Annotated in this window: 24 protein-coding genes and 1 riboswitch; of the genes, 7 read left to right on the top strand and 17 right to left on the bottom strand. The window is 46.0% G+C overall.

Features of this window, described 5'->3' with window-relative positions; all coding sequences use genetic code 11:
• Positions 1 to 5: 5 nt before the first annotated feature.
• From AK966_RS09435 to rplU, 5 genes are all read right to left on the bottom strand, one after another.
• Positions 6 to 479: a threonine/serine exporter family protein gene (locus AK966_RS09435; RefSeq protein ID WP_172438141.1), complete on the bottom strand. Its 474-nt coding sequence runs from the start codon at positions 477 to 479 to the stop codon at positions 6 to 8.
• A complete protein-coding gene (locus AK966_RS09430) occupies positions 479 to 1279 on the bottom strand; it encodes a threonine/serine exporter family protein (RefSeq protein WP_099079941.1) in 801 nt (266 codons plus the stop codon). Before AK966_RS09430 ends, AK966_RS09435 begins: the two co-directional genes overlap by 1 nt.
• A 124-nt stretch (positions 1280 to 1403) precedes the next feature.
• The gene (gene cgtA, locus AK966_RS09425; RefSeq protein WP_119464027.1) at positions 1404 to 2582 is read right to left on the bottom strand and encodes an Obg family GTPase CgtA; all 1179 of its coding nucleotides are present in this window, start codon (positions 2580 to 2582) and stop codon (positions 1404 to 1406) included.
• 214 nt (positions 2583 to 2796) lie between these two features.
• A complete protein-coding gene (gene rpmA, locus AK966_RS09420; protein WP_005383095.1) occupies positions 2797 to 3054 on the bottom strand; it encodes a 50S ribosomal protein L27 in 258 nt (85 codons plus the stop codon).
• 20 nt (positions 3055 to 3074) lie between these two features.
• Entirely contained in the window at positions 3075 to 3386 is a 312-nt protein-coding gene (gene rplU, locus AK966_RS09415) for a 50S ribosomal protein L21 (RefSeq protein ID WP_000271393.1), read from the bottom strand.
• Positions 3387 to 3654: 268 nt separating this feature from the next.
• Between rplU and ispB the strand changes: the two genes are divergently transcribed.
• Positions 3655 to 4626 (top strand): octaprenyl diphosphate synthase, encoded by a 972-nt coding sequence (ispB, locus tag AK966_RS09410; RefSeq protein ID WP_143699947.1) that lies wholly within the window; start codon positions 3655 to 3657, stop codon positions 4624 to 4626.
• Positions 4627 to 4724: 98 nt separating this feature from the next.
• On the opposite strand, the gene AK966_RS09405 is transcribed toward ispB, so the two are convergent.
• Complete coding sequence (locus AK966_RS09405; protein WP_172438142.1) at positions 4725 to 4916, bottom strand: hypothetical protein; 192 nt, start codon at positions 4914 to 4916, stop codon at positions 4725 to 4727.
• A gap of 124 nt (positions 4917 to 5040) precedes the next feature.
• Positions 5041 to 5976, bottom strand: coding sequence for a malate dehydrogenase (gene mdh, locus AK966_RS09400; protein ID WP_099079944.1), 936 nt, complete (start codon positions 5974 to 5976; stop codon positions 5041 to 5043).
• 358 nt (positions 5977 to 6334) lie between these two features.
• Between mdh and argR the strand changes: the two genes are divergently transcribed.
• From argR to AK966_RS09375, 4 genes are all read left to right on the top strand, one after another.
• Positions 6335 to 6805 (top strand): transcriptional regulator ArgR, encoded by a 471-nt coding sequence (gene argR, locus AK966_RS09395; RefSeq protein ID WP_099079945.1) that lies wholly within the window; start codon positions 6335 to 6337, stop codon positions 6803 to 6805.
• A 371-nt stretch (positions 6806 to 7176) separates the two neighbouring features.
• Positions 7177 to 8142, top strand: a complete 966-nt coding sequence (locus tag AK966_RS09385; RefSeq protein WP_099079947.1) for a TAXI family TRAP transporter solute-binding subunit — start codon at positions 7177 to 7179, stop codon at positions 8140 to 8142.
• A gap of 287 nt (positions 8143 to 8429) precedes the next feature.
• Positions 8430 to 11009 carry a TRAP transporter permease gene (locus tag AK966_RS09380; protein ID WP_119464025.1) on the top strand — a complete coding sequence of 860 codons (2580 nt, stop codon included), beginning with the start codon at positions 8430 to 8432 and terminating at the stop codon, positions 11007 to 11009.
• Positions 11010 to 11052: 43 nt separating this feature from the next.
• Positions 11053 to 11490: a universal stress protein gene (locus AK966_RS09375; protein WP_099079949.1), complete on the top strand. Its 438-nt coding sequence runs from the start codon at positions 11053 to 11055 to the stop codon at positions 11488 to 11490.
• A 74-nt stretch (positions 11491 to 11564) separates the two neighbouring features.
• Here AK966_RS09375 and thiQ read toward each other — a convergent pair whose 3' ends face one another.
• From thiQ to mpl, 5 genes are all read right to left on the bottom strand, one after another.
• The gene (gene thiQ, locus AK966_RS09370) at positions 11565 to 12269 is read right to left on the bottom strand and encodes a thiamine ABC transporter ATP-binding protein (RefSeq protein ID WP_099079950.1); all 705 of its coding nucleotides are present in this window, start codon (positions 12267 to 12269) and stop codon (positions 11565 to 11567) included.
• Complete coding sequence (gene thiP, locus AK966_RS09365) at positions 12269 to 13855, bottom strand: thiamine/thiamine pyrophosphate ABC transporter permease ThiP (RefSeq protein ID WP_119464024.1); 1587 nt, start codon at positions 13853 to 13855, stop codon at positions 12269 to 12271. Before thiP ends, thiQ begins: the two co-directional genes overlap by 1 nt.
• Before the next feature lie 14 nt (positions 13856 to 13869).
• A complete protein-coding gene (gene thiB / locus AK966_RS09360) occupies positions 13870 to 14862 on the bottom strand; it encodes a thiamine ABC transporter substrate binding subunit (protein ID WP_099079952.1) in 993 nt (330 codons plus the stop codon).
• A gap of 66 nt (positions 14863 to 14928) precedes the next feature.
• Positions 14929 to 15078, bottom strand: a riboswitch (TPP riboswitch).
• A 32-nt stretch (positions 15079 to 15110) separates the two neighbouring features.
• A complete protein-coding gene (locus AK966_RS09355; protein WP_182852644.1) occupies positions 15111 to 15749 on the bottom strand; it encodes a flavin prenyltransferase UbiX in 639 nt (212 codons plus the stop codon).
• Positions 15749 to 17107 (bottom strand): UDP-N-acetylmuramate:L-alanyl-gamma-D-glutamyl-meso-diaminopimelate ligase, encoded by a 1359-nt coding sequence (mpl, locus tag AK966_RS09350; RefSeq protein ID WP_119464023.1) that lies wholly within the window; start codon positions 17105 to 17107, stop codon positions 15749 to 15751. Before mpl ends, AK966_RS09355 begins: the two co-directional genes overlap by 1 nt.
• Before the next feature lie 310 nt (positions 17108 to 17417).
• On the opposite strand from mpl, the gene fbp reads away from it, so the two are divergent.
• Positions 17418 to 18434: a class 1 fructose-bisphosphatase gene (gene fbp, locus AK966_RS09345; RefSeq protein ID WP_099079954.1), complete on the top strand. Its 1017-nt coding sequence runs from the start codon at positions 17418 to 17420 to the stop codon at positions 18432 to 18434.
• Between the two features lie 126 nt (positions 18435 to 18560).
• Positions 18561 to 19091 carry an inorganic diphosphatase gene (ppa, locus tag AK966_RS09340; protein WP_099079955.1) on the top strand — a complete coding sequence of 177 codons (531 nt, stop codon included), beginning with the start codon at positions 18561 to 18563 and terminating at the stop codon, positions 19089 to 19091.
• A gap of 64 nt (positions 19092 to 19155) precedes the next feature.
• Here ppa and AK966_RS09335 read toward each other — a convergent pair whose 3' ends face one another.
• The 5 genes from AK966_RS09335 to AK966_RS09315 all read right to left on the bottom strand — a co-directional run bounded on the left by AK966_RS09335 (position 19156) and on the right by AK966_RS09315 (position 25702).
• Complete coding sequence (locus AK966_RS09335) at positions 19156 to 19515, bottom strand: DUF2799 domain-containing protein (RefSeq protein ID WP_119464022.1); 360 nt, start codon at positions 19513 to 19515, stop codon at positions 19156 to 19158.
• 100 nt (positions 19516 to 19615) lie between these two features.
• Positions 19616 to 19822, bottom strand: a complete 207-nt coding sequence (locus AK966_RS09330; protein WP_253252695.1) for a DUF2799 domain-containing protein — start codon at positions 19820 to 19822, stop codon at positions 19616 to 19618.
• Positions 19819 to 20166 carry a gamma-glutamylcyclotransferase gene (locus AK966_RS09325; RefSeq protein ID WP_099079957.1) on the bottom strand — a complete coding sequence of 116 codons (348 nt, stop codon included), beginning with the start codon at positions 20164 to 20166 and terminating at the stop codon, positions 19819 to 19821. The genes AK966_RS09330 and AK966_RS09325 overlap by 4 nt, the downstream gene beginning before the upstream one ends.
• Positions 20167 to 20198: 32 nt before the next feature.
• A complete protein-coding gene (locus AK966_RS09320; RefSeq protein ID WP_119464021.1) occupies positions 20199 to 23993 on the bottom strand; it encodes a translocation/assembly module TamB domain-containing protein in 3795 nt (1264 codons plus the stop codon).
• Positions 23990 to 25702, bottom strand: a complete 1713-nt coding sequence (locus tag AK966_RS09315) for an autotransporter assembly complex family protein (RefSeq protein WP_099080007.1) — start codon at positions 25700 to 25702, stop codon at positions 23990 to 23992. Before AK966_RS09315 ends, AK966_RS09320 begins: the two co-directional genes overlap by 4 nt.
• Between the last annotated feature and the right edge of the window lie 69 nt (positions 25703 to 25771).

Here is a 25771-nt window from a genome sequence, read left to right as displayed (position 1 = left end):
GATCCTTATACAATGGGTCTGCGGCGATAGAATAACAGCCCAGGAACCGCTAAGCCAACCGCTAAGCCTGCAATAATAAACATCGCTTTAAGAAAGTTTTCCATACACGTTGCAATAAGCTCAGGTGAGTACCCCAAATGGTTGATCTCCACCATGGCGATCATGGCTTTGTAAGCAAACACGCCCGGCACCATCGGGATCAATGCCGCCACGGTGAACACTTTCGGGTGGGCAAGAAAACGGTGGGACCAGTGAACACCGATCATGCCAACTAACGTCGCAGCAAAAAAAGTGGCCCATTCGATTGGTAAACCGAAGTGCAACATCAAATAACGGCTACCATGACCAATCGCACCACCGACGGCACAATACTTCAGTGCCTTGTGTGGTACGTTAAATACCATGGCAAACCCTACTGCTGGAATGGCAGCAAAAAACATATCGTTGAGCAGACCAAATACAAGTTCAAACCAACTCATTAGCTCATCCACCCCCAAATTCCGGTGACTTCCATCGCCGCAACAATGCCAAGACAAGTCGCTAAAGTTAGCAGACTCGCCATGGTGAATCGAGCAATACCCATGTTGATGTGACCTTTAAGCATATCTGCGACGGAATTAATCAATGGGAAACCAGGAACAAGCATTAAGACAGAAGATGCCATAGCAACGGTTGGCAAATTACCAATATTAAAAATCACCGCTTGAGCAGAAATGAGTGTGGTGACAAAAGCCGTAACAGAAAAATTAAGTAATGGATTGAAGTGGCGATGGCCAATCTCTTGACGAACAATCATACCGCCTGCTGAGGCGAAAAATGTCATGATAAATACGCCCCAATCGCCTCCGGCTAAATGGCTGAATGCAGCACAGGAAAGGCCAATCATAAATACAACTAACCAGCGGTTATAGCGCTCAGGGCTGATAGTGTTGAGCTTTTTCTGCGCCATTTTTACATCAAGCAGGCCGCGCTCTATCATAATGCAAATACGCTGTATCTGCGTGATAACCCGCATATTAATCCCACGGTCCACACACGTTCGAGCAGTAGTGATGCAATGATCATCCATGAGTGTGGTTACGACTAATGCATTTGCTGATAGCGCCACTTCAACTTCATTGACCCCACAAGCGAGACCAATGCGACGCATAATGTCGCTCACCAAGGTACTTTCTGCACCATGGGCTAACAGCATTTGTCCAGCTTGTGCGACAAGTCGTGAAATGCTTCTTTGATTTGCTATTATCAGTTCTTCTGACGACATAACTTCCATTGTCATAAAGACATCTCAATTCTTTTCCCTAAACGGTGTGTTATTGTGCCGTAAATCACATTCCGTAAACATGATTTAGATACAAAAAAAGCCGCAATAAATATTGCGGCTTTAATGAATTTGCTAATGATTAGTCGCGGACGTAAACAACGTGACCGTCGTCTTCTTCGTCGTCCCAGTCATCCCAATCATCATCATCTTCATCTTCAGTGATCACGTCTTTACCAGCCATTGCATCTTTATGGTAATCATCCCACATGAAGTTCACTTTATCTTCTTCAGCAACTTCTTCCTCTTCACGAGGTAGGTTTTCCATAAACTCAGCTAGCTTGTAGCAAAGCTCTTTAGTCCCGTTACGATTGATCGCCGAGATCTTGTAGAACTCGTCTTCCCAACCTAGCGCATCCAAGATCTCTTGGATCTTTTCATCCGCTTCTTCTTCCGGCATAAGATCCGTTTTGTTGAATACTAGCCAACGAGGTTTGTTTGCTAGCTTCTCACTGTATTGCTCTAGCTCATCAATGATGGTGAGTGCATTCTGGATAGGATCTGACTGATCAATCGGCATGATATCAATCATGTGTAGCAATACACGACAACGCTCTAGGTGTTTCAAGAAACGAATACCTAGGCCAGCGCCATCTGCAGCCCCTTCGATTAGACCAGGGATATCGGCAACCACAAAGCTCTTTTCAGGAACCACACTGACTACGCCCAAGCTTGGGATCAACGTCGTAAATGGATAATCTGCCACTTTTGGTTTTGCTGCTGATACCGCACGGATGAACGTTGATTTACCCGCATTCGGTAAACCAAGCATACCAACATCGGCCAATAGCAGTAGCTCTAGGCGAATTTCACGAATCTCACCTTTTGTACCCAGCGTTCTCTGACGAGGAGCACGGTTTACTGAAGATTTAAAACGTGTATTACCAAGACCGTGCCACCCGCCCTTCGCAACCATCACTTTCTTACCGTGTTCAGCCACTTCTGCAACGATTTCGTTAGTGTGGATATCAACAGCGCGAGTACCAACCGGAACACGCAGCGTAATATCTTTACCACGTTTACCTGTACAGTTACCGCCGCGACCATTCTCACCACGCTCTGCTTCATAGAAACGCTGGAAACGGTAATCAATCAGGGTATTTAGGTTTTCATCGGCTTGGATGTATACATCACCGCCGTCACCACCGTCGCCACCATCAGGGCCACCTTTAGTGATGAATTTTTCACGCCAGAAACTAACAACGCCGCTACCGCCGTCACCAGCCTGAACTTTTACTACCGCTTCATCTACGAACTTCATCTTTTACTCCGACTACTTCGTGCGTGGATTAAATCTCATGTGCCATCAATCAAATTCTAGCAGATGACAGATCTAAGCTCCCAAAGATACCGAGCCCATTTGGTTTCGGACGAGAAACTTCGATATGTCGACTGCTACAAATAAAAAACCCCGCCGAATCGGCAGGGCTTTTGAATTCAGCTATCAAGCTTAAATAATTAGCCTAAAGGTCAAATTACTCAGCTTCGATGCTTACAAACTTACGGTTCTTAGGACCTTTAACCTCGAACTTCACTTTACCTTCAGTAAGAGCGAATAGAGTGTGGTCTTTACCGATACCTACGTTGTTACCAGCGTGGAATTTAGTACCACGTTGACGAACGATGATGTTACCTGCAAGAACAGATTCACCACCGAAACGCTTAACACCTAGACGTTTGCTTTCTGAATCGCGGCCGTTACGAGTAGAACCACCAGCTTTTTTGTGTGCCATTGTTAAACTCTCCTAATAGATTAAGCGTTGATACCAGTGATCTTCACTTCAGTGAACCACTGACGGTGACCCTGTTGCTTACGAGAGTGCTTACGACGACGGAACTTAACGATTTTAACTTTATCGCCACGACCGTGTTGTACAACTTCAGCAACAACTTTGCCGCCCTCTACTAGAGGAGCACCAACTTTGATGTCTTCGCCGTTAGCAACAAGAAGAACTTTATCAAATTCTACAGTTGCACCAGTTTCAACGTCTAATTTCTCTAAACGAAGAGTTTGACCTTCGCTTACACGGTGTTGTTTACCACCAGATTGGAAAACAGCGTACATATTTTACTCCGCTTTTTCCGCACAGCCTGCAATCATTATTTGAGCTAGGGTGTGCGCTAAACTAATCATCAATAGGGCGCAGATTCTACAGAAGAGATGCCCCTATGACAAGCCATATTTTGAAAAAATTGGCGAAAAGCTAATCGCCAAAGAAAAGTGCGGCAATCATGCCCTTTAGTAATGTATTAATCAACGTTTTTTAGTGTATTATTCGACAATTATATAATTCGAATAAGCCTTGCAGGGTCTAACTTCAGCCGGATATACGATGGATTTTAAAACTATCCAAGCGCTTACTGCCGATGACATGGCAAAAGTGAATGAAACAATTCAAGCCCAACTCAATTCTGATGTCTCTTTAATCAACCAACTCGGTTTTTATATCGTCAGTGGTGGAGGCAAACGTCTTAGACCGCTTCTGGCAATATTGTCAGCGCGCGCTCTGGGTTACCAAGGTAGCGGCCATACTATGGCTGCTGCATTTATCGAGTTCATCCATACAGCAACTTTGCTGCATGACGATGTGGTCGACGAATCAGAGATGCGTCGTGGAAAAGCGACAGCCAATGCGGCATTTGGTAATGCGGCGAGCGTGCTGGTTGGGGACTTTATCTATACTCGTTCGTTTCAAATGATGACTGAACTAGGATCCATGAAGATCCTCAAGCTCATGAGTGAAGCAGTAAACGTGATCGCAGAAGGTGAGGTTCAACAGTTAATAAACTGTAATGATCCTGACACGACTGAAGATAACTACATGCAAGTCATCTACTCTAAGACTGCACGTTTGTTTGAATCAGCCACACAAATTGGTGCCATCCTAAATAATGCACCAGAAGATGTGGAACTCGCATTACAGAATTACGGCAAATACTTAGGCACCGCATTCCAACTGATCGATGACGTGATGGATTACACGTCTGACGGTGAGGACATGGGTAAAAATGTTGGTGATGATTTGGCTGAAGGTAAACCAACACTTCCTTTGCTTCACGCCATGCGCAACACGACGCCAGAAAACGCCCTGATGATTCGAGAAGCGATTGAGAAAGCCAACGGCATGGAACGTTTAGACGACATCCTTGCGGTCATGGAACAAACGGGCTCGCTTGAATACACGACGCAGAAAGCGTTGGATGAAGCTGATAAAGCCATCGCTGAGCTTACTGTCCTTCCTGAGTCAGATTACAAGCAAGCACTCATCACGCTAGCACACATGGCCGTGAAGCGTACGAGCTAACGCTAAATAAAATAGAAAGATCCTAAAGTAAAAAGGAAGTGCTATGCGCTTCCTTTTTGTTATCTGTCGTATTTATTCGCAATCTAACCGATTAAAAGTCAATAGTATTGCTCACAATTACCATGAAGCTGTGGGTTGTCTTCTATCTCATCAAAACTGACCGCCAATTGCTCCTCAGAGCCTTGCTTAGCCAGTAATACGGTCTCAGATTCTTGATCAACAACCATAATGGTTCCTACACCTTGCTGACACTCCACAACCATACCTTTACGGATTCGACTTGCTTCCATCATCTTCTCCTTCACAACGTTGCTTGGATCTGACTCTGCTACGCAAGTTAAGGCGAAAGGATCAAAAAAGCCGATCCTAAGATCGACTTTCTTCTTTAAATGACCTTCTTTAAATAAAAAAGGCTTATTTAGCGAATTCAACACCAATGTTAATATCACTGTTTAGCGTTTCAAGCATGCCATCAAGCGCAGACTTCTCGTAGTCGCTCAATGCACCATAGCTTAGTACTTCTTCTACACCGTCTTTACCTAGCTTCACAGGCTGCGCGAAGTAAGGAGCGTGCTCACTACCGCCTTCCACGTATGCACACTCTACCACACCTTCTTCACCTTGCAGTGCACGTACAAGCGCTAGACCGAAGCGACATGCCGCTTGACCCATAGACAGAGTCGCACTACCACCACCCGCTTTTGCTTCTACTACTTCTGTACCCGCATTTTGGATACGCTTGGTGAGTGCTTCTACTTCTTCAGCGGTAAACTCCACACCTTCAACTTGAGAAAGTAGAGGAAGAATGGTTACGCCAGAGTGGCCACCGATAACAGGAACGCGAACGTCACCAGGATCTTTATCTTTTAGCTCAGCCACGAATGTTTCTGAACGGATTACGTCTAGTGTTGTTACACCAAACAACTTGCGCTTGTCGTAAACACCGGCTTTCTTTAGAACTTCAGCCGCGATTGGTACCGTCGTGTTCACTGGGTTAGTGATGATACCTACGCATGCTTTTGGACACACAACTGCGATCTTCTCCGCTAGCGACTTTACGATGCCAGCGTTTACGTTAAATAGATCCGCACGATCCATACCAGGCTTACGAGCAACACCAGCAGAGATGAGTACTACGTCCGCACCTTCAAGTGCAGGAGTAGGATCTTCCCCAGCGTAACCTTTGATAGATACTGGCGTTGGGATGTGGCTAAGATCAGCGGCCACACCAGGAGTTACTGGAGCAATATCGTATAGGGCTAAATCAGAACCAGCAGGAAGGCGGTTCTTAAGCAGAAGGGCTAGGGCTTGACCAATGCCGCCAGCGGCACCAATTACGGCTACTTTCATGTAGTTCTCCTTGAGAGTATTTCTCTTATAAACGTATTCGTAGGGTGTTTTGTAACCAACTAGCGTCAAATTATCTGAATCACAACTTGATTACAATCAATTAACGCCAGCTTTGCGACCTCGCGCAACTCACTACTGGCGTGCTACAAATAAAGGCTTGATTATTCTTTTATTCTGTAGAAAAAACAACAGTGACCTCAAAGTTCTCGTTGTTGCACCAGCAATTTAAGGTATTTCATCCTATATAAAGTTTACAGTGATGACATTAACATAATACTGTGACTTTTTTGGTACTAGATGAATATCTATGCGAGAATATGCAAAATCGCTGTTTCAAAAAAAGAGAATCATAACGACTATGCGCAATTCAGAGAAACAAGATAACTTAGTTCGCGCTTTTAAAGCCTTATTAAAAGAAGAGAGCTTTGGTTCACAGGGTGAGATCGTAGATGCATTAAAGCAGCAAGGTTTTGAAAGCATCAACCAATCCAAAGTGTCTCGCATGCTAACCAAATTCGGTGCAGTGCGAACTCGCAATGCGAAAATGGAGATGGTCTACTGCCTACCCGCCGAATTGGGCGTACCGACGGTAAGTAGCTCGCTACGCGAGTTGGTTTTAGACGTCGACCACAATGCAGCATTAGTTGTTATTCACACCGGTCCTGGCGCGGCGCAGTTGATTGCTCGCTTGCTTGACTCTCTCGGTAAATCAGAAGGCATTCTTGGCGTTGTTGCTGGCGATGACACAATCTTCATCACACCAACAAAAACTGTTTCGACAGAGCAATTGTTTGAGTCTGTATGCGAACTTTTTGAGTACGCCGGTTAACTAACGCTAGGGCTATGAAATAAATAGCATTTTATAGTCCTGGTACTATGTTAATGTTCTGATTCCTCCCCGCCTCTAAAAATGCGACACCGATCACACTGTTGATTTTTTTGCTACCCTCCTCCAATTTTTCATAAGCAATTGTTATAAAAGAAATTACACACTAGTAACAGGCCCTCTTTACTCTCATTCACATTAGGTTAATTCGCTATAAGCTTTAACAATAAGATAATTTTCTGCTTTTTTTTTGTTATTATTCGTTCACTTTTTCAAACTATTCAGTCGAAAAGGTTGCCGTTTCCCAGTAGGAAACTCCAGAAATCATTCGTGGTTATTTCTGGGTTAATAATGAATATAAGGAAGTGAAATTGATGGCATTTAACAAACTTCTCAAAGTTGGCGCTATTGCCGCAGCAGTAATGGGCGCTGGCGCAGTTAACGCTCAAGAGTTTATTACAATCGGTACGGGCTCTGTAACCGGTGTTTACTACCCTACCGGCGGTGCTATTTGTAAACTGGTAAACAAAGGTCGTAAAGACCACAATATTCGCTGTTCAGTAGAATCAACTGGTGGGTCTATTTACAACGTAAACACGATTCGTGCTAACGAATTAGACTTTGGTATCGTGCAATCGGATTGGCAATACCACGGTTACAACGGTACGAGTAAGTTTGCAGAACAAGGCCCTTACAAAAAGCTACGCGCCATGTTCTCTCTTCATACAGAACCTTTTAACATCATCGCGCGTGCTGATTCTGGCATCGAAAATGTTCAAGACCTAAAAGGTAAGCGTGTCAACATTGGTAACCCAGGCTCTGGCGACCGAGCGACTATGGGCGTGGTAATGGATGCAATGGGCTGGACAAATGACAGCTTCAAGCTTGCATCAGAGCTAAAAGGTTCTGAGCGCTCTCAAGCACTTTGTGACAACAAGATCGACGCATTCATCTATATGGTTGGTCACCCAAATGGTTCCATCAAAGAAGCGACGACCTCTTGTGATGCGAAACTTGTTTCCGCAAGCGGTGAAAAGATCGATGAGATCGTTTCAGGCAATCCATACTACGCATTCAGCACAGTACCTGCTGGCATGTACCGCGGTACAGAAGGCGATGTAAACAGCTTTGGTGTTGCAGCAACAATGGTAACGACCTCTGATGTTTCAGATGAAGTCGCATACAACGTTGCAAAAGCGGTATTCGAGAACTTCAGCACCTTCAAACGCCTACACCCTGCATTTGCTAGCCTGAAGAAAGAGGACATGGTGAAAGCAGGTCTTTCTATTCCTCTTCACCCAGGAGCTGAAAAATACTACAAAGAAGTAGGCCTACTCTAATAAGTAGCTACTGACTCAACATTCAGGCAGAAAAAGATGGGGTTCTGCCTGAATGAGTGTGCTGGTAGAGTTCGTTCGACCAGCATTCTAAATCGCTCCTCCCTCGACGGAGCACACTCACATACCTAAGAAAACCGCTTACTAGCCACCGTTTAAAAAACGATTGCATTGGCTCAAGTAGCAAAACACTCGAAAGCAAACTTCACTCTATTCACTACACTGATAGAGGCGAAGCGGGGTTCTCGAAACAAAGAACTGACATGACCATCAATAATAAGGAAAAGTACATGTCGACGAATAATACTCCGTCACAAGATGTGCAAGAAATGGTGGCTCAGGCAGACACAGGTGCTCGCAGCCCATCGGGTTTGCAGGGACAAATTTTATGGTTTGTTCCACTGTGTTGGTCACTATTTCAATTATGGTATGCCTCTCCGCTGCCATTTATTTTTAATTTTGGCGTACTAAACGATACTGAAGCGCGTGCAATTCATCTTACTTTTGCCACTTTTCTTGCTTTCACAGCTTACCCGGCAATGAAAAATTCACCGCGCGACCATATTCCACTCATCGACTGGATTCTTGCATTAGCAGGCAGCTTTGCTGCGGCTTACATTTATATTTTCTACACTGAGTTGGCAGGGCGCTCTGGCGCACCAACAACGGTTGACATCGTTGTCTCAGTAACAGGTATGGCATTGTTACTTGAAGCAACTCGTCGCGCTCTAGGACCACCATTGATGGTCGTTGCTGCGGTATTTCTGACTTACACCTTTGCCGGCCCATACATGCCAGATGTGATTGCCCATAAAGGCGCAAGCTTAAACAAAGCGATGTCGCACCTCTGGCTAACCACAGAAGGTGTATTCGGCGTTGCACTGGGTGTCTCAACCTCTTTCGTGTTCTTGTTCGTCCTGTTTGGTGCCATGCTAGAACGAGCTGGCGCAGGCGCTTACTTCATTAAAGTCGCCTTCTCGCTGCTTGGTCACATGAAAGGCGGCCCGGCAAAAGCGGCCGTTGTCGCATCCGGTCTATCTGGTCTGGTTTCTGGCTCTTCCATCGCCAACGTAGTAACAACCGGTACCTTTACCATTCCACTGATGAAGCGTGTCGGCTTCCCGGGGACAAAAGCAGGTGCGGTAGAAGTCGCAGCGTCAACTAATGGCCAGTTAACCCCACCAATCATGGGTGCCGCGGCATTCCTAATGGTGGAATACGTAGGTATCTCTTACGTTGAAGTAATTAAAGCCGCCCTACTTCCAGCGCTTATCTCTTACATCGCATTGATTTACATCGTTCACCTTGAAGCGTGTAAAGCAGGTATGACTGGCCTTCCTCGCCGTCATAACCCAACCATGCTACAGAGCTTACTGTCATTTACTGGCACCATTTTGGGCTTGAGTGTGATCAGCGCTCTGGTTTACTACGGTATCGGTTGGACCAAAGACGTATTCGGTGATGCAGCAACGCCTATCGTAACCGTTGCTCTGCTGATTGCTTATGTTGGCTTGGTGAAGATTTCCGCGAACCACATCAAAGACGGTGCGATTGAAATTGATGCCGAGCTAACAGAAGTGCCAGATCCGGGTCCTACTATTAAGTCAGGTCTACACTACCTACTGCCTATCGTAGTATTGGTTTGGTGTTTGACGGTAGAACGTTTTTCACCAGGTCTATCCGCATTCTGGGCTACGGTATTCATGATCTTCATTTTGCTCACTCAACGCCCGTTGATGGCGGTGCTATCAAAACAAGGTGATTTAGTTGAGCAAACCAAAGATGGTTTTGTCGATCTCGCACAAAGTTTGGTTTCCGGTGCACGCAATATGATCGGAATCGGCGTGGCGACTGCGGCAGCTGGTACCGTTGTTGGCGTAGTAACCTTAACTGGTATCGGCTTAGTCATGACCGATTTTGTCGAGTTTATTTCCGGTGGTAGCTTAATTCTGATGCTGCTATTTACCGCCGTGATCAGCTTAATTCTTGGTATGGGTCTGCCTACAACAGCAAACTACATTGTTGTTTCTACTTTAATGGCACCAGTGATCGTTACCCTCGGTGCGGCGCATGGTCTTATCATCCCACTGATTGCAGTGCACTTGTTCGTGTTCTACTTCGGTATCCTTGCCGACGATACTCCGCCAGTGGGTTTGGCAGCATTTGCAGCCGCGGCGATAGCGAAATCCGACCCGATTCGAACTGGTATTCAAGGTTTTACCTACGATATCCGAACCGCAATTCTGCCGTTCATGTTTGTCTTTAACACACAACTGCTGCTAATGGGCATTGATACTTGGTGGCACTTAGCGCTGACGGTGATCTCTTCCATTATCGCGATGCTGATTTTCTCTGCGGCAACGCAAGGTTGGTGGCTGACAAAAAACAAATGGTGGGAAACCATTCTATTATTAGTACTGACTTTCTCATTTCTGCGTCCTGGTTTTTGGTGGGACATGCTCTATCCAGCGAAAGTTCTTTCACCTGGTGTTGAGATAATTCAAGTCACACAGGGCCTGAATGTAGGAGAATCCATTGAGTTACGTGTTGCTGGACAAAACTTAGAAGGCGATAACATTGAGAAAACCGTTCGCCTGCCATTTGATGATAAAGCAACCACCGCTGAAGAACGCATTGCTTCAATGGGACTGATGCTGACAGAGAGCGACGGGAAAATGATCGTAGATATGGTCGAATTTGGTAGCCCTGCTGAATCATCAGGTATCGATTTCGATTGGGAGATCAAATCGGTCATTCAAAATGCGGATCGCCCAATGAAAGAGTGGGTATTTGTACCGTGTTTGTTGCTCTTACTGGTACTTGCTATGAACCAGAAACATCGTGCTCGTAAGGAACAACTGAGCGCATAACTGATTTGGCCCCGAGGCAAGGGGCCGTGATGAGAGACATTGAATGTACAAACAAATTCTTGTTCCTGTTGATCTCAACGACCAAGGCTTTTCTGACCGTGCGGTTGAGTTAGCCGTTTGGCAAGCAAAACAAGCCAATGCAGAAGTTCACCTTCTAACCGTCGTACCCGGTATCCACATGTCGATGGTCGCAAGCTACTTTCCGAAAGATGCGGCTGCGGAAATGAAGCAAGATGTGAAGCAACAGCTAAAAGCGTTTGCTGACCAACACATTGACGATGAGGTGATTTACAAAGTACACGTTGCAGAAGGGAAACCTTACGCAACCATTCTCGACTACGCAGAGCGTTTAGGTGCTGACCTTATCATTATGCCAAGCCACAAGCGCTCTAAAATCAACAAAGTGATGCTTGGTTCGGTCGCGAGCAAAGTCGTTGAATACTCACCAATCAACGTCATGGTTGTGAAGCCTCAAGGCTAGCGTGAGCCATTCAAACCTAAAAACAAAAGGTTGATGCTTGCATCAACCTTTTTTATCCGTCCTTATCATAGTGTTTATCCTGCCGCTCGAACAAAAATGCTCAACGCATCACTGCCATGTTGTGCATTTAACTCAGCAATCTCACCAGATGCTTCTACCTGACCACTAGCAACAAAAGCAAAATGACTGGCAATGGCTCTTGCATCACTTAGGTGGTGCGTCACCATCAAGACAGTAATGCCACGCTCAGTAGCAAGCTGCTTAACCAATGTTAGCATCTCCTCACGCAGCACAGGGTCTAACGCAGAAAAAGGCTCATCAAGAAGCCACATCGAATGCGGCTGAACAAAACAGCGCGCCAGTGCCACACGCTGACGCTGACCGCCAGAAAGGTGCTCTGGCAATCGGTCAAGATACTCTGCTACACCAACTTGCTTTGCGGCTTGCTCCACAAGAAGCTTTTGGTCTACCGTGAGCTTTAATCCCGGATGCAGACCTAAACCAATGTTGTCTCTTACTGACAGATGAGCGAATAGATTGTGTTCTTGGAGCAACATAGAGAACGGACGCTGGTACGGTTCTTTGCGTACGATGGACTCACCATCAACCAAAATATCGCCTTGGTCTGGATTGATGAACCCAGCCAACAGTGCAAGTAACGTTGATTTACCCGCCCCACTCGGTCCCATCAGTGACACGATTTGTCCACGTTGAATTTCTAGCTCAAAGCAAAACAGATCACGTTGATAGGTATACTGCACATCATCCAATACTAACATTACGCTCTCCCCTTCGTTTTCAACACTTTTTCAATCACGGCGAAACAGCCCACACTGAGCAATAACAACGTGACTGAGACCACCGCTGCCGCCTCCATTTGATAACTGCCTAACAATTGGAATAGATACAACGGCAAGGTTCTAAATTCTTGTCCACCAAACAAAGCAATCGCGCTTAAGTCGCCAATCGCAAACATAAAGCTGATTGCAAACGCATGAGCAAATGGCTTGCGTAATGCTTGCCACTCCACCACTTTAAAACGTTGCCAACCACGCATGCCTAGGCTGGCACAAACGTACTGGTATTGCTGCTCAATGTGTAACATCGGTTGAGACAAGGTTTTAATCACATACGGCAGTGCCATTAAACCATTCACCAGAATAACCACAAAAAATGCTAAGCTGAATACATCGGTAAATGAGCGTAGCAATAGAAATAATCCAGTACTAATAACTAATCCAGGCGTCACCAAGATGATGGTGCCAATTAGTTCAATTTGATCGGCGCGGCTGTTCTTGTATTGCAAACGCCAACGTCGGCTAGTAAGCAAAATTGACACGCCAGCAGCAACAGCCAGAGAGCTCGCTAACACGGCAACTTTGAGTGAATTCCACAATGCAGACCAAAAGCGTTCATCACTCAATACCGACCAAACTTGTTGGTTGATACCACTGAATACGACCATCACAAGCGGCGGTATGACAAGTAAAAAGGCAGCCATGATCCAAAAGCAATCCCAAGCTTTTGACCATCCATGATCCTTCGTTAAATATTGCTGTACTGATATGCTTCCAGCGCTTACCGAGACTGGCTTCGTCAACTTCTGTACGCCAATCGCGAGTAAGCCACATAACAACATTTGCCACAGCGCCAACAGCGCCCCAGCTTGCAAATCAAAGTCGAACTTAATCGCTTGGTAAATGGCAAGTTCAATCGTCGTTGACTTCGGTCCGCCGCCTAATGCCATCACGGTGGCAAAGCTGGTAAAACACAGCATAAACACCAAGCCACTCACATGAGCTAACTGTTGCCTTAGACGTGGCCATTCCACCCAGCGGAATTTGTCCCAATGAGTCATACCAAGGTGTGCACACAGTTTATGTTGCTCTGAAGGAATGGATTCCAATGCCTGCAAAAGTAGGCGCGCCGCATAAGGCATATTGAAGAACACATGCGCAAGCAAAATACCGTTCAGTCCATAGATGGAAAACGGTAGATCAGCATCAAGGCTTTGTAGTCCTTTTGCAATCAGGCCACTATTGCCGTAAATCGCCAGCAAACCAAATACACCCACCAAAACTGGCAGAACCAAGGTGGAAGCAAACAATTTTAACAGTAGAAACTTACCAAAGAACTCACGACGAGAAAGTGCGTGAGCGACGGGAATGGCAAAGCCGACGCTCAACACGGTAGAGAGAAATGCTTGGTAGAAGCTGAACTTGGTGACATGTTGGTAGTAAGGATCACTCCAAACCATCGACACATCAAGAGAAGGCGCTTGAATAATCAAAGCACCTAGGGCAGAAATAACAAAGGCCGTGATAATCATCGCGACCCCTAAACCAATTTTCGGTACAGAATTCAAAAGTAGAACCTATATTAAAACGTCAATGCGCTTTGCCACTCACGAATCCAGGACTTACGCTTTTTTGCAACTTCATCAGCACTAAAGCTCAGTGACTTGTTTGGTACGCTGAGCGTTGCAAAACCTTTTGGCAGCTCAACATCAGTCACTGGGTACATCCAGTTGCCCGTTGGCATTGCCGATTGGAATTCATCACTCAAAATGAAGTTCATGAACTGATCGGCTAGCTCAGAATTCTGTGAGCTTTTTACCTTGGCCGCCACTTCCACTTGCATGTAGTGACCTTCAGCAAAGTTGGCACTTGCGTACTTAGCATCGTCTTCCGCAATCAAATGGTAGGCGGGAGAAGTCGTATACGACAGCACAAGATCAGACTCGCCATTCAAGAACATGGAGTACGCCTCGGACCAACCTTTGGTAACGGTAACGGTTTTACTCGCTAGCAGCTTCCACGCTTGGGTGGCGTCATCGCCATAGATAGACTTCATCCACAACATCAAGCCTTGGCCCGGCGTCGAAGTGCGAGGATCTTGGTAAATGACTTTCAGATCATCACGCTCTTCCAACAACTCCTGCATGCTCTTTGGCGGATTTGCTAACTTATCTTTGTTGTACACAAAAGCAAAGTAGCCGTAATCGTAAGGTACGAAGGTTTTATCCTGCCAACCGTTAGGCAGCGTGGTTTTAGAAGTATCAACGTTATGCTCAGTCAGCAGGCCAGTCTTTTTTGCTTCCGCCATTAGGTTATTATCCAAACCTAACACGATATCCGCTTTGCTGTTGCTTCCCTCCAAACGAAGGCGGTTAAGAATGGAAACACCATCGTCCAGTGCAACGAAATTAACATCGCATCCGCATTTGGCTTCAAATGCCTTTTCGACGTTAGGACCAGGTCCCCAATCGGCAGCGAAAGAGTCGTACGTATAGACAGTTAAGGTGTTTTCAGCGGCAAACGCTGAAGTCGAAGTGATGGCTGCAAGGGCAATCAGACTAAGAGTGGTTTTCACGGCTCGCTCTCCATTTGCATGTCGAAAAGTTGAGCGGCACAGGGTTGAGGCAGGTATTTAGGACTTCCAATATCCAGGCTCAATTCCTACGCCAGCATTATCTGGTTCAGGTAATACGGGTCCCTTCCTGCTCAACAACGTTCAGCGATTAGGTCTCAGCGCCCAAGTGCATTGATGAGTTCAATGCCAAATGAGTTTGCTCCCCGATGAGTTGGATGGATTGTAAAGGTCTTTGATTGATTACACAATCAACGTTGGTCATAACCCCAACGTGGCACTAAACCTTGTTCAATACCTAAGTGATCAAGAATTCTCGCTACCATAAAATCAACCAAGTCTTCAATGCTCTTCGGTTGATGGTAGAAGCCCGGCGCAGCAGGCATGATGGTCACGCCCATCTGCGATAGCTTGTGCATGTTCTCTAGATGTAGGGTTGAGAATGGCGTTTCACGCACCACAAGCAGCAACTGTCCACGTTCTTTCATCACCACATCCGCGGCACGTTCGATCAGGTTATCCGACATACCGTGTGCGATCGCCGCGACGCTACCCGCTGAACATGGGCACACCACCATTTGTTTCGGCGCTGCGGAGCCTGATGCCACTGGTGAGAACCAATCATCTTTACCACAAATCGTTAAATTATCTGGGTTGCAGTTGAGGTGTTCTACTAATGCCTTTTGTGCCGCTTCAGGGCCGCTTGGTAGTTTCAAATCATGCTCAGTCGCCATCACCACACGAGCTGCAGAAGAGATCAACACATACACGTGGTAATCCGCTGAAACAAGACACTCGAGAAGGCGAAGGCCATACGGGGCACCAGAAGCGCCCGTTAATGCTAATGTGATGGCTTTTTTAGGGGTTACTTTTTGCTGCATAAATGTCATTAAGCTTTTTGTTTCAGTTGTTCTAGAAGCTTGCCGTGGATGCCACCAAAGCCACCATTGCTCATCACAAGAATTTGGTCACCCGGTTGTGTTCGTTCGACGATTTTCGCGACAAAGCTATCCATCTCTGTACCGACAAACGCAGATTGTAGACACTGGTCAGCAATGTCTTGTACCGACCAACCAATGTCATCCGGTTGGAATAGGAACACTTCATCTGCGCTGTGCAATGACGCCGCGAGTGTATTTTTGTGAACACCGCGCTTCATGGTCGCAGAGCGAGGCTCCAGTACGGCAAGAATACGCTGTTCGCCTACCTTGTTCCGTAAACCGCCCAGCGTCAGTTCAATCGCTGTTGGGTGATGAGCAAAATCATCGTAAACCGTCACGTCCTGCTCTTCACCTTTTAGCTCCAAACGACGTTTCGTATTGATAAAGCGACCAAGCGCCTGACAAGCAAGCTCAGGAGTAACACCAACATGACGCGCAGCAGCAATCGCCATTAATGCGTTATCTACGTTGTGGTCACCAACGAGGTCCCAATCCACGACGCCTACTTTCTCGCCTTGCAGTGACACTTCAAATTTAGAACCATCGACAACCAATTTGTGTGCTTGCCAATCACCATCGACACCAGAGAACTGCTTTTCTGTCCAACAACCGCGCTCGATCACCTCTTGCAGAGACGGATCTTGCTTTGGCGCCAAGATCAAACCGTTACCCGGAACAGTACGCACCAAATGATGGAATTGACGCTTAATCGCCTCTAGATCGTCGAAGATGTCTGCATGATCGAATTCAAGGTTATTCATGATCAGCGTGCGTGGGTGATAATGAACAAACTTAGATCGTTTATCGAAAAAAGCACTGTCATATTCATCCGCTTCGACAACGAAGAACATGCTTTCACCCAAGCGAGCCGACACGCCAAAGTTACCTAGCACACCACCAACAAGGAAGCCCGGTTGGTAACCGCAATCTTCTAGGATCCAAGCCAACATGCTTGAAGTGGTGGTTTTACCATGGGTACCCGATACCGCCAGAACCCAACGATCGTGCAATAGAAACTCTTGCAACCACTGTGGACCCGAAGTGTAACGAATATTGGTGTTGAGTACATGCTCAACACATGGGTTACCACGGCTCATCGCGTTGCCTATCACCACGAGATCGGGTTGAGGGTCAAGTTGAGAAGGGTCAAATCCTTCAATTATTTCAATACCTTGAGACTCTAGCAGGGTACTCATTGGTGGATAAACATTGGCATCCGAACCCGTCACTTTATGACCTAGCTGACGCGCTAAAATTGCCGCGCCGCCCATAAACGTGCCGCAGATACCCAAGATATGAATGTGCATAAACGTAACCTTGTAATGCGTTTTTTAATTCTTTCATTATCGTGATAACTGTAAGAAAAGCGAGTGTCTTTCACCTTCTTCTTGCAGTCCCTTTCACAAATCTGACAAGGCTGGATACAGACTGTACTGTCAGCGAACTCTGAGATGAAAGCTAGGGTAGCTCTACAAATAAATTGAGATCTCAAACCGTTACTTCATTACCATTAAAAAGATCTGCGAATTAAACTTACAATTAGCACAATAGTTTAACATTCATAAAGAGATGTCCCATTGTGCGAGCCCCCACTGAATTGAAAAGTAAGGATTAACCATGTCAGGAATGCGCACCTTAGGCGAATTCATCGTAGAGAAGCAAGTGGACTTCCCCCACGCTAGCGGCGATCTCTCATCTCTTTTAGCTTCCATTCGTTTGGCTGCCAAAATCGTAAACCGCGAAATCAATGCGGCCGGCCTTGGTGATATCACTGGCGCAGTCGGTACAGAAAACATACAGGGTGAAGCCCAGCAAAAGCTCGATGTTTATGCGAACGACAAGTTCAAAGCGGCGCTTGAAGCTCGCGACCAAGTATGTGGCGTGGCCAGTGAAGAAGAAGATGAAGCGGTTGCCTTCAATCGAGAACTCAACCAAAACGCAAAATACGTGGTATTAATGGACCCACTCGATGGCTCATCAAACATCGACGTGAACGTGTCAGTCGGTACCATCTTTTCCATTTACCGCCGAGTTTCCCCTATCGGTACACCAGCAACAGAAGAAGATTTCTTGCAACCTGGTCACAAACAAGTCGCCGCTGGCTACGTGATTTATGGTTCATCCACCATGTTGGTTTACACCACTGGCAATGGCGTAAACGGGTTTACGTACGATCCATCCATTGGCAGTTTCTGCCTGTCTCATGAGAACATGATGATCCCAGAAGACGGTCAGATCTACTCAATAAACGAAGGCAACTACATTCGCTTCCCTGTTGGTGTTAAAAAATACATCAAATACTGTCAGGAGAATGAACCTGAAGATGGGCGTCCATACACGTCTCGCTATATCGGTTCTTTGGTTGCGGACTTCCACCGTAATTTATTAAAAGGTGGGATTTACCTTTACCCTAGTACGCAAAGCCACCCTCAAGGCAAACTGCGCCTGCTTTATGAATGTAACCCGATGGCATTCTTAATTGAACAAGCTGGCGGGATTGCTTCCGATGGCGTGAACCGCATTCTGGATTTACAGCCAACCGAACTTCACCAACGTGTGCCATTCTTCGTTGGTTCAAAAAATATGGTAAGAAAAGTCGAAGAATTTCTTGAGCTAAATCGCGACGAAGTCTAATTTTATCGCTGAGGATCGAATACTCCCAACACGGCAGGCCTTTACCCGCCGTGTTTTTATCGCTAAAGTAAATTGCGTAAATATTAGCCAGATTATACTTAGCCTTCAATGAAAAGGAATATTCAAATGAGCTTAAACAACGTACCCGCTGGTAAATCCCTTCCTGACGATATTTATGTCGTCATCGAAATTCCTGCAAATGCAGACCCCATCAAGTACGAAGTCGATAAAGAGTCTGGTGCGGTATTTGTCGATCGCTTCATGTCAGCACCAATGTTCTACCCATGCAACTACGGTTACGTAAACGACACGCTTTCTCTCGATGGTGACCCTGTTGATGTATTGGTTCCAACCCCTTATCCATTGATCCCTGGATCGGTGATTCGTTGCCGCCCGGTCGGTGTGCTGAAAATGACCGATGAATCAGGTGAAGATGCCAAAGTGGTTGCCGTTCCTCACTCAAAAGTTTCCAAAGAATACGAACATATTCAAGACGTGGGTGATATTCCAGCGCTATTAAAAGCACAAATCACACATTTCTTTGAGCGCTACAAAGAGCTTGAATCTGGAAAGTGGGTAAAGGTCGATGGCTGGGCTGATGTAGAAGCAGCAAAAGCAGAAATTATTGAGTCTTACCAGCGTGCTCAAAAAAAATAATCGCAGGTATCAGGTAACAAAAGCGCTGCCAATCGGCAGCGCTTTTTCGTTGTCATAACTTTGTTTAATACCCACCGGCCGTCGACCGTCTGCCTGATTCATAATCATATTGGAAAAATGGGTCTAGATCATCGCAGATGCCTAAGTAAGGTGTGCCTAGTACTCCGAGAATATAAGCACTTTGCTGACAATACTCTTCCTTACCCTCTTGGTAGCCAGTTTGGTAGGCCATGATAAGTTCAGGAGTAGCACGCTTAGTGTCATCTAACTTGGCAATACGCTCTTCAGACAACTCAAGAGAGCCATTAAGTGCCGTTTGTTTGCCGAAAGCTTGCCAGTCTGTCGCGTTAACAGAGCTGGGTAGTGTGGTTTGCGCACAAGCGTTGAGAAAAAGCAGCATAGCGCCAATCGCAAATAGTCTCATCATTACTCCTCACTCATGAATAGCGTTTGCTGCCTTTAGATGTGCGCCCTAATTCGTATTCTCGACGGAATCGATCATCTAAATCGTCACAAATGCCTCGCTAATAAAGCCTGCTTTCACCGAGCGTGAAAGCGTCTTGTGCGCAGTAATTAGCTCGACCGCTTTCATAGCCATTACTGTACGCCATATATAAGTCGTCGCCTTTATTGAGCTCTTGCATGGAGAGTTTTGAGTCACCCGCTTCCGCTCGCTGCATACCGTATTGTTGCCACTGCATGCTGTCGTTACTGCTCTCAGTATCGTTCACACCCTCTGACACCAATCTCCAGAAGCCACCTCTTCGCTCAACTGCTCTGTATCCTGATACAAGTAGATCCAAGCTTGTCCAAAAGGCGTAATGATAGTCTCTCTGCGATATTCAACTGGAACATCTTCCAGCTTATCTAGCGCCATGAGAGTGCTGTCGTCGATCAAGTACACCTCACCTTGCACCGCCTTGTGCCCAATTGATAATGCGGGATACGGACCAAGATCATACAAAGCAAACTGAGCATCCGTTTCATGGTGCCCTAGGAACTCCGCGTTACTCAGAAAATGATGGTTGCGCTCTCCGTTACGCAAGGTTCCATACACAAACACTAGCTGCTGCATAATCACTCCTTAGCGATGATCACAGACCATGATCAATCAAATTCAAACTGATAAAGCAGATCGACCGCACTATCCACCCCTGACACGGCTTCAATATACAGATCTTTCATCAAACGATAACGTATGGTGAACTCACCCAAAGAATTAAAGATACCGACCCCATACTTCACCTGTAATCCTGGGAGAATATAACCGCTCACGGTAACTTGTGAATCATCACCAGAGCCCGCCGTATCGAGTTGCAAATCCTGTACACCAAAGGCTTCACCGATCTCTCCTACGACTCGACCACTCTTCGCCAAACTCAAACCGATGAGGGTTGTCGTCATGGCATTACCATCCGATTCCGCATCAATATTTTGCCCGCGTAATAAATAAGATAGTGCATTCGCTTGAGGCATAGGAGGATCAGAAAAAATTTCCACCTTAGGATCACTAGCAGGACCAGTCACACGAACTCCTGCCGTCACACCATCTTGAGTATTATCCGGGTTACGAATCGCTTTAATGGATACATACGGCTCATCAACTGGCCCACTCATAATGATCTTACCCTCTTCAATCAGCAAATCTTGGCCGAAAGAACGGTAAGAACCATCGATGATATTCACTTCACCAACAATAAATGGGCCTTTATCTCTTTGAGTAACCCTCAAGTCTCCTTGCAAATCCCCCTTGAGACCAAACGCCGATAATTGGAAGTCATTACCGATCTTAATATTGATGTCTGTCTCAACATTGAACGGAAACGTTTCATCCCCGTCTACGGGCTGCATGTTTTTATTCAAGATGACCGTATCCTTAGATACACCAACCGCACTTGGCGGCAATTCATCAATCAGAATGCGAGCCCATGGCAAATTGATATTCCCATCCACTTTAGCAAGTTTCGGTGTGACATTGATGGTCATATCCGGTTCAACTTTCATTCTGATCATTGGTGGCATATCGACTTCCAACTCTTTTGCAAATACTCGAGCTTTAGTGTGCCAATTATCAAGGTCGCGCCAATCTGCATCACCATTGATTTCAAGCTTACCATCAGGAGTCATGATGCCTGCATCTAGACTAGCTTGGTGCCCAGTAAAGTTAATTGCCACCCGACCAGAATCAACATCAATCGGCGTCACTTCGCCTCGCAGTTTCATTTGATCAATCAAGAACTGACCATTAACTTGCGGGTGCATCACATCTCCTGACAGTGTAAGGTCGGTACTCATATTGGCTTTCAATAAACTGTACTCCCCAACCAATGGAGAGAGAAAATCCAAATTAAATGTTGATAGTGATATCTTGCCACCTATCGTCGGGTTCTCTGATGAGACATCATTGAGCGACACCTTTCCGGATAAATCACCGTTGTCAGTCACATCGAGCAACCACTCTGCATCCAGTTTATCTTTAGCCAATGTCGCTTTAAGACTCACGCTGTTCCACCCAATTTGGATTGGTTGCTCTAGCGTTTGTTCCACCTGACCTTTTGGCATCTCAACATTCAGCGTCACTTCCGGTTTGTTGTCCGACGCCCATTTAGCGAAAGCATTAGCGTTCACGGAACCTTGCAACTTAATTTCTGTCGGCAAGAACGGTTTGATTTGGTCAAAATCAAAGTTAGTAATAGCCAACTTAGCTTCACCGCTTTTACCAACACGGATATCTTCAGTCAAACAAACACTAGACTTCGCTTGTAACCAACAATGGGCTTGAACATCTACGATTTGCTTATCAATATTGACGGTAACCGCCGTCGATTTTTGTAGCTTCCAAGGACCTTGTGGTGAACTCAGTGTTAACTGGCGAAGTGCGCCATCCCAAATCATTTCTGGTTTCTGTTTAAAGGAGCCTTCGATCTCTAGACTCGCAGACACCACATCTGACACGACATCAAGGGTCAATTGGTGCAACTTCTCATCACCGGATAATTCAAGATCCGCACTGTCTAGCTTCACATCATCATAAGTGATGTTTTTCGCGACCAAACTTAAGTTCGCTTCTGGGGTCGGCATAGGGGTAACATCACCTTTCAGGGTAATGTTCTCCACTGTTGCATGCTTCTGCCAACTCAGTTGGTTAAGAACGAGGTCGAGATTAGCTTCTGGCTCTTTCAAGCTGCCACGTAAAGCAACGGCTCCCTTCATATTACCGCCAAGATCCGGTACCGTTTTTGCCAAGTCTGGGAAGTTAACCTCAACATCCATCAGTATCTGTTTGTTAATGTTACCTTTTGCACGCAATTGGTTCGGGCCATGAGACAGCACTAAACCTTGGGTGTTAAGCTGGATGTCTTCACCTTTACCATTCTTATCCGAAGCTTCTAGCTGACCTTCAACATGCAATGGATAGCCACGCAAGATACCGTCAATATCTAGCTCAGGTAAGCTAACTTGCCAACCGCCTTGATCTGTCAGTGAGCCTGACGTCGATACACGACCACTGATGTCACCTTCCGCTTCTTTCCATTGCAAGCCCGGCTGAATGTGCTTCAAATTGAGGTCGGCTTGCCAGTTAATCGCTTCCGCCCAGTTCGCCATCACTTTTCCTGACAGCTCACCACCTAAGGTTTTCACCACTAGGCTGTCCAAATCGATTTGCTCTAGCGTTCCTTTACCATTTAAAGTGACATCAACCGCTGGAATATCTTTACCTGAGGCTTGAGTTTCCAATACAACGGTATAGCCGTTTAACGATCCTTTAGCGGCCAAGCTCGGCGCCAAGACTTGGTAATCACTTTTTCCGCTTAGCGGCCATTGCGCTTCAACGTCTTTAAGATTGATATCAAATGGCAATTCTGATTTAAGCGGTTGCACTTCGCCTTGAATTTTCGCCTTAACCAAGTCAGACAAAGTCGCATTCAATGACAGAGCCCCCACCGAGCCAGATGCGTTAAGTGATAGCTTCTGACCTTTCACATCCGCTTGCTTCACAAGTGCGTCGACCTGTGCCTGGATTGGGTAATCGGCAGATAAGGTGACTTGTGTGCTTAGCGTTCCTTCCACCTCTGGCATATCTAGCTCAAGCGTTTTTACATCGACTTTCTCCCCGCCTGCTTTGGCTTCTAAGCCGAGATGATGCACGATAACGGGCGTTTCCCCAGCCAGTTTAAAGTCATGAATGTCCAAGCGCTGCACTTCCACGCTCAGAGGGATCCAAACCTCTGGCAATAGGATGTCTTTTGACTCGGACTCAGCCTCTGGTTTAGCCGCTGTATCTTTTTTCGTTTCAGTCTCTTGTACTGTGCTATCTTCCGCCGCTTCTTCACTCGGAGCCAACGCAACATTGATCGCTTTCAATACTGTCGGAGCAATGACTAAACGATCGCCCTGCATCGATATCGCAGTGGAAAAATCTTGCCAGTCAATTTGGTTACCCAAGATGTTCAAATTGATGTCGTTCAAACTGACTTTATTAACAAAAATTGGCACTGGCGTACTGATCGAACGCAGTGGAGGCGTCTCTTCTTCTACGTCTTCACTCGGAGGCAACGATGGCATTTGGAAGTTCACACCTTGCAGCGTAAGCTCATCTACGCACACTTTAGGATCGGTGAAACAACGGAAATTTGTCGCTAAAGTCAGGCTCTCAACCTTCGCATCAATATGAAGTGACTCATCAACAAAGTGAATATTCTGCAGAGCAAAACGTGGAAACAACGCCCCCTGCACCTTCTCAACCTGCAGCTGAGGCAACACTTTTTCAGCGCCCCACAAAGCCAGCTTTAAACCGGGATGAGTAAACAACAAGGTCGCGATAAAAATCGCGATCAACAACACCAAACTAAGTAGAGCGAACGACAACCATTTCGTCCACTCAAGCATCACTTTGATCATAGTTCAGGTCCCAATGAGAAGTGGATACGAAAGTCTGGATCGGGCTCGGCATCTAACCCCCAAGCAAAGTCAATACTCACCGGACCGACAGGTGATGCCCAGCGAACGCCCACACCGACACCGGATTGCCACACTGGGGTTTTATTGAACGCATCACCAATATCGTAAAACACCGCTCCCCACCAATTGCCGTAAACGCGATATTGATACTCCAATGTGCTCGCTAACATATATTTTGCACCCGTTAATGCGCCACTGGCATCTTTGGGTGAAATCGATTCATAGCCATAACCACGAATACTGTTATCACCACCAGCGAAGAAACGCAGCGATGGAGGGAGTTTTTCCAATTCATCCGTGATGTTCGCTCCGCCTTCTAAACGGAATAGTCCACGGTTGTTTTCACCAAGACTACGAATCCATGATGTTCCTCCGAGTAGGCGTAATACTCGTGTTTCAGATAGCAGAGCAGGATCACCATACTCAATCGTGACACTCTGCTTATCCCCCCACATTGGCATGTTCCCGCCGCGCGTTCGAGTTCGAGATAGGGTTGTACCTGGCAACAAAAACTGCACGCCATCATCTTGCAAGCCCTGAGAGAAGTTTTCGTATAGATGACGAACATACAAGACGGTATGCCATCCATTATCAGTGAGCCAATACCGCCCAAAAGCCAAGTTGGACTCCAAACTCTCGGTGTCACGGTTATCAAGGTGTTTGAGACCAAACTGAACTTGGTAATATTCGCGCAGCACGTCGTCCATCGGGATTTTGTAACCCGCGATAATGGTTTGTTCAGGTTTAGAGAGTGACAATGCGGTATTGAAGCTATGGCCTCGAGCGCTTACCCATGGTTTTTTCCATTTTAGCCTTCCGCGCACGCCCATATCCGTGGAATAACCAATACCGGTTTCAATTTGATTCTTAGCGGCCGGCGCTAAGGAGACCTTTATCGGTATGTCACGACCGTCTTTGAGCTTGCTCAGATCGGGCTCAACAAATACCGATGAGAACCAGTCTGTGTTGGATAGGTTTTGATTATATTCACCCACTTCCGATACTAAATAAGGCTGACCCTTTTTGAATGGGCTTAAAGACGCAACCCTCTCTTCCCAGATTTGACTACCGATAATGTCTAAGTCGCCAAAGTGATAACGAATACCACTGTCATAGTGCAATCGTACAATGGCTTGATTGAGTTCGGGGATCACTTCAAGGCGATGAAGCGTAAAATCACCATTAAAATAACCACGTTGCAGCGCTAGATTTCGAATTCCGGACTTCAGGCTATCGTATTGACCTTGGTTTAACACTCGTCCGACTTTTAGAGGCGATTTTGCAATAAGATTAATAAATTCTTCATCTGTTTTAGCCTCCCCAGAGATCACCACATCCATGGTTTTCACACGGATTGGTTTGCCTGGCGTGACATTAACGATCAACTCATCATTCTCTTTCGTACTAGTGTATGAAATTGTCGCATGATAATAGCCAAGCGCGTTAAGCGCTTCATTGATACTTTTTTCCAAACGAGCCTGGAAACGCAAAGAGGTGGAATAATCCTTTTCTGGTATCGAGGAAAGGTAAGCGGTCACATTGTCTTCTAGCGCACCATCAAGCCCTTTGATTTTTAAGGACACATCGGCGTAAGTGCTTTGAGAAAAAACAATTAGGCTAGCAATTATCGGAATAGCTTTTCTTATCATGCTTATTTTTTTAGCTAGTGAGATTAAATTAACGTAAACAACAATAACGCGGTTCAAAGACCAAATCTG

This window comes from Vibrio sp. PID23_8 (genome assembly GCF_003584965.1).
Lineage (GTDB): Bacteria > Pseudomonadota > Gammaproteobacteria > Enterobacterales > Vibrionaceae > Vibrio.
Note: the sequence above shows the minus strand (reverse complement) of the source record. Positions and strands in the feature narration are given on the sequence as shown.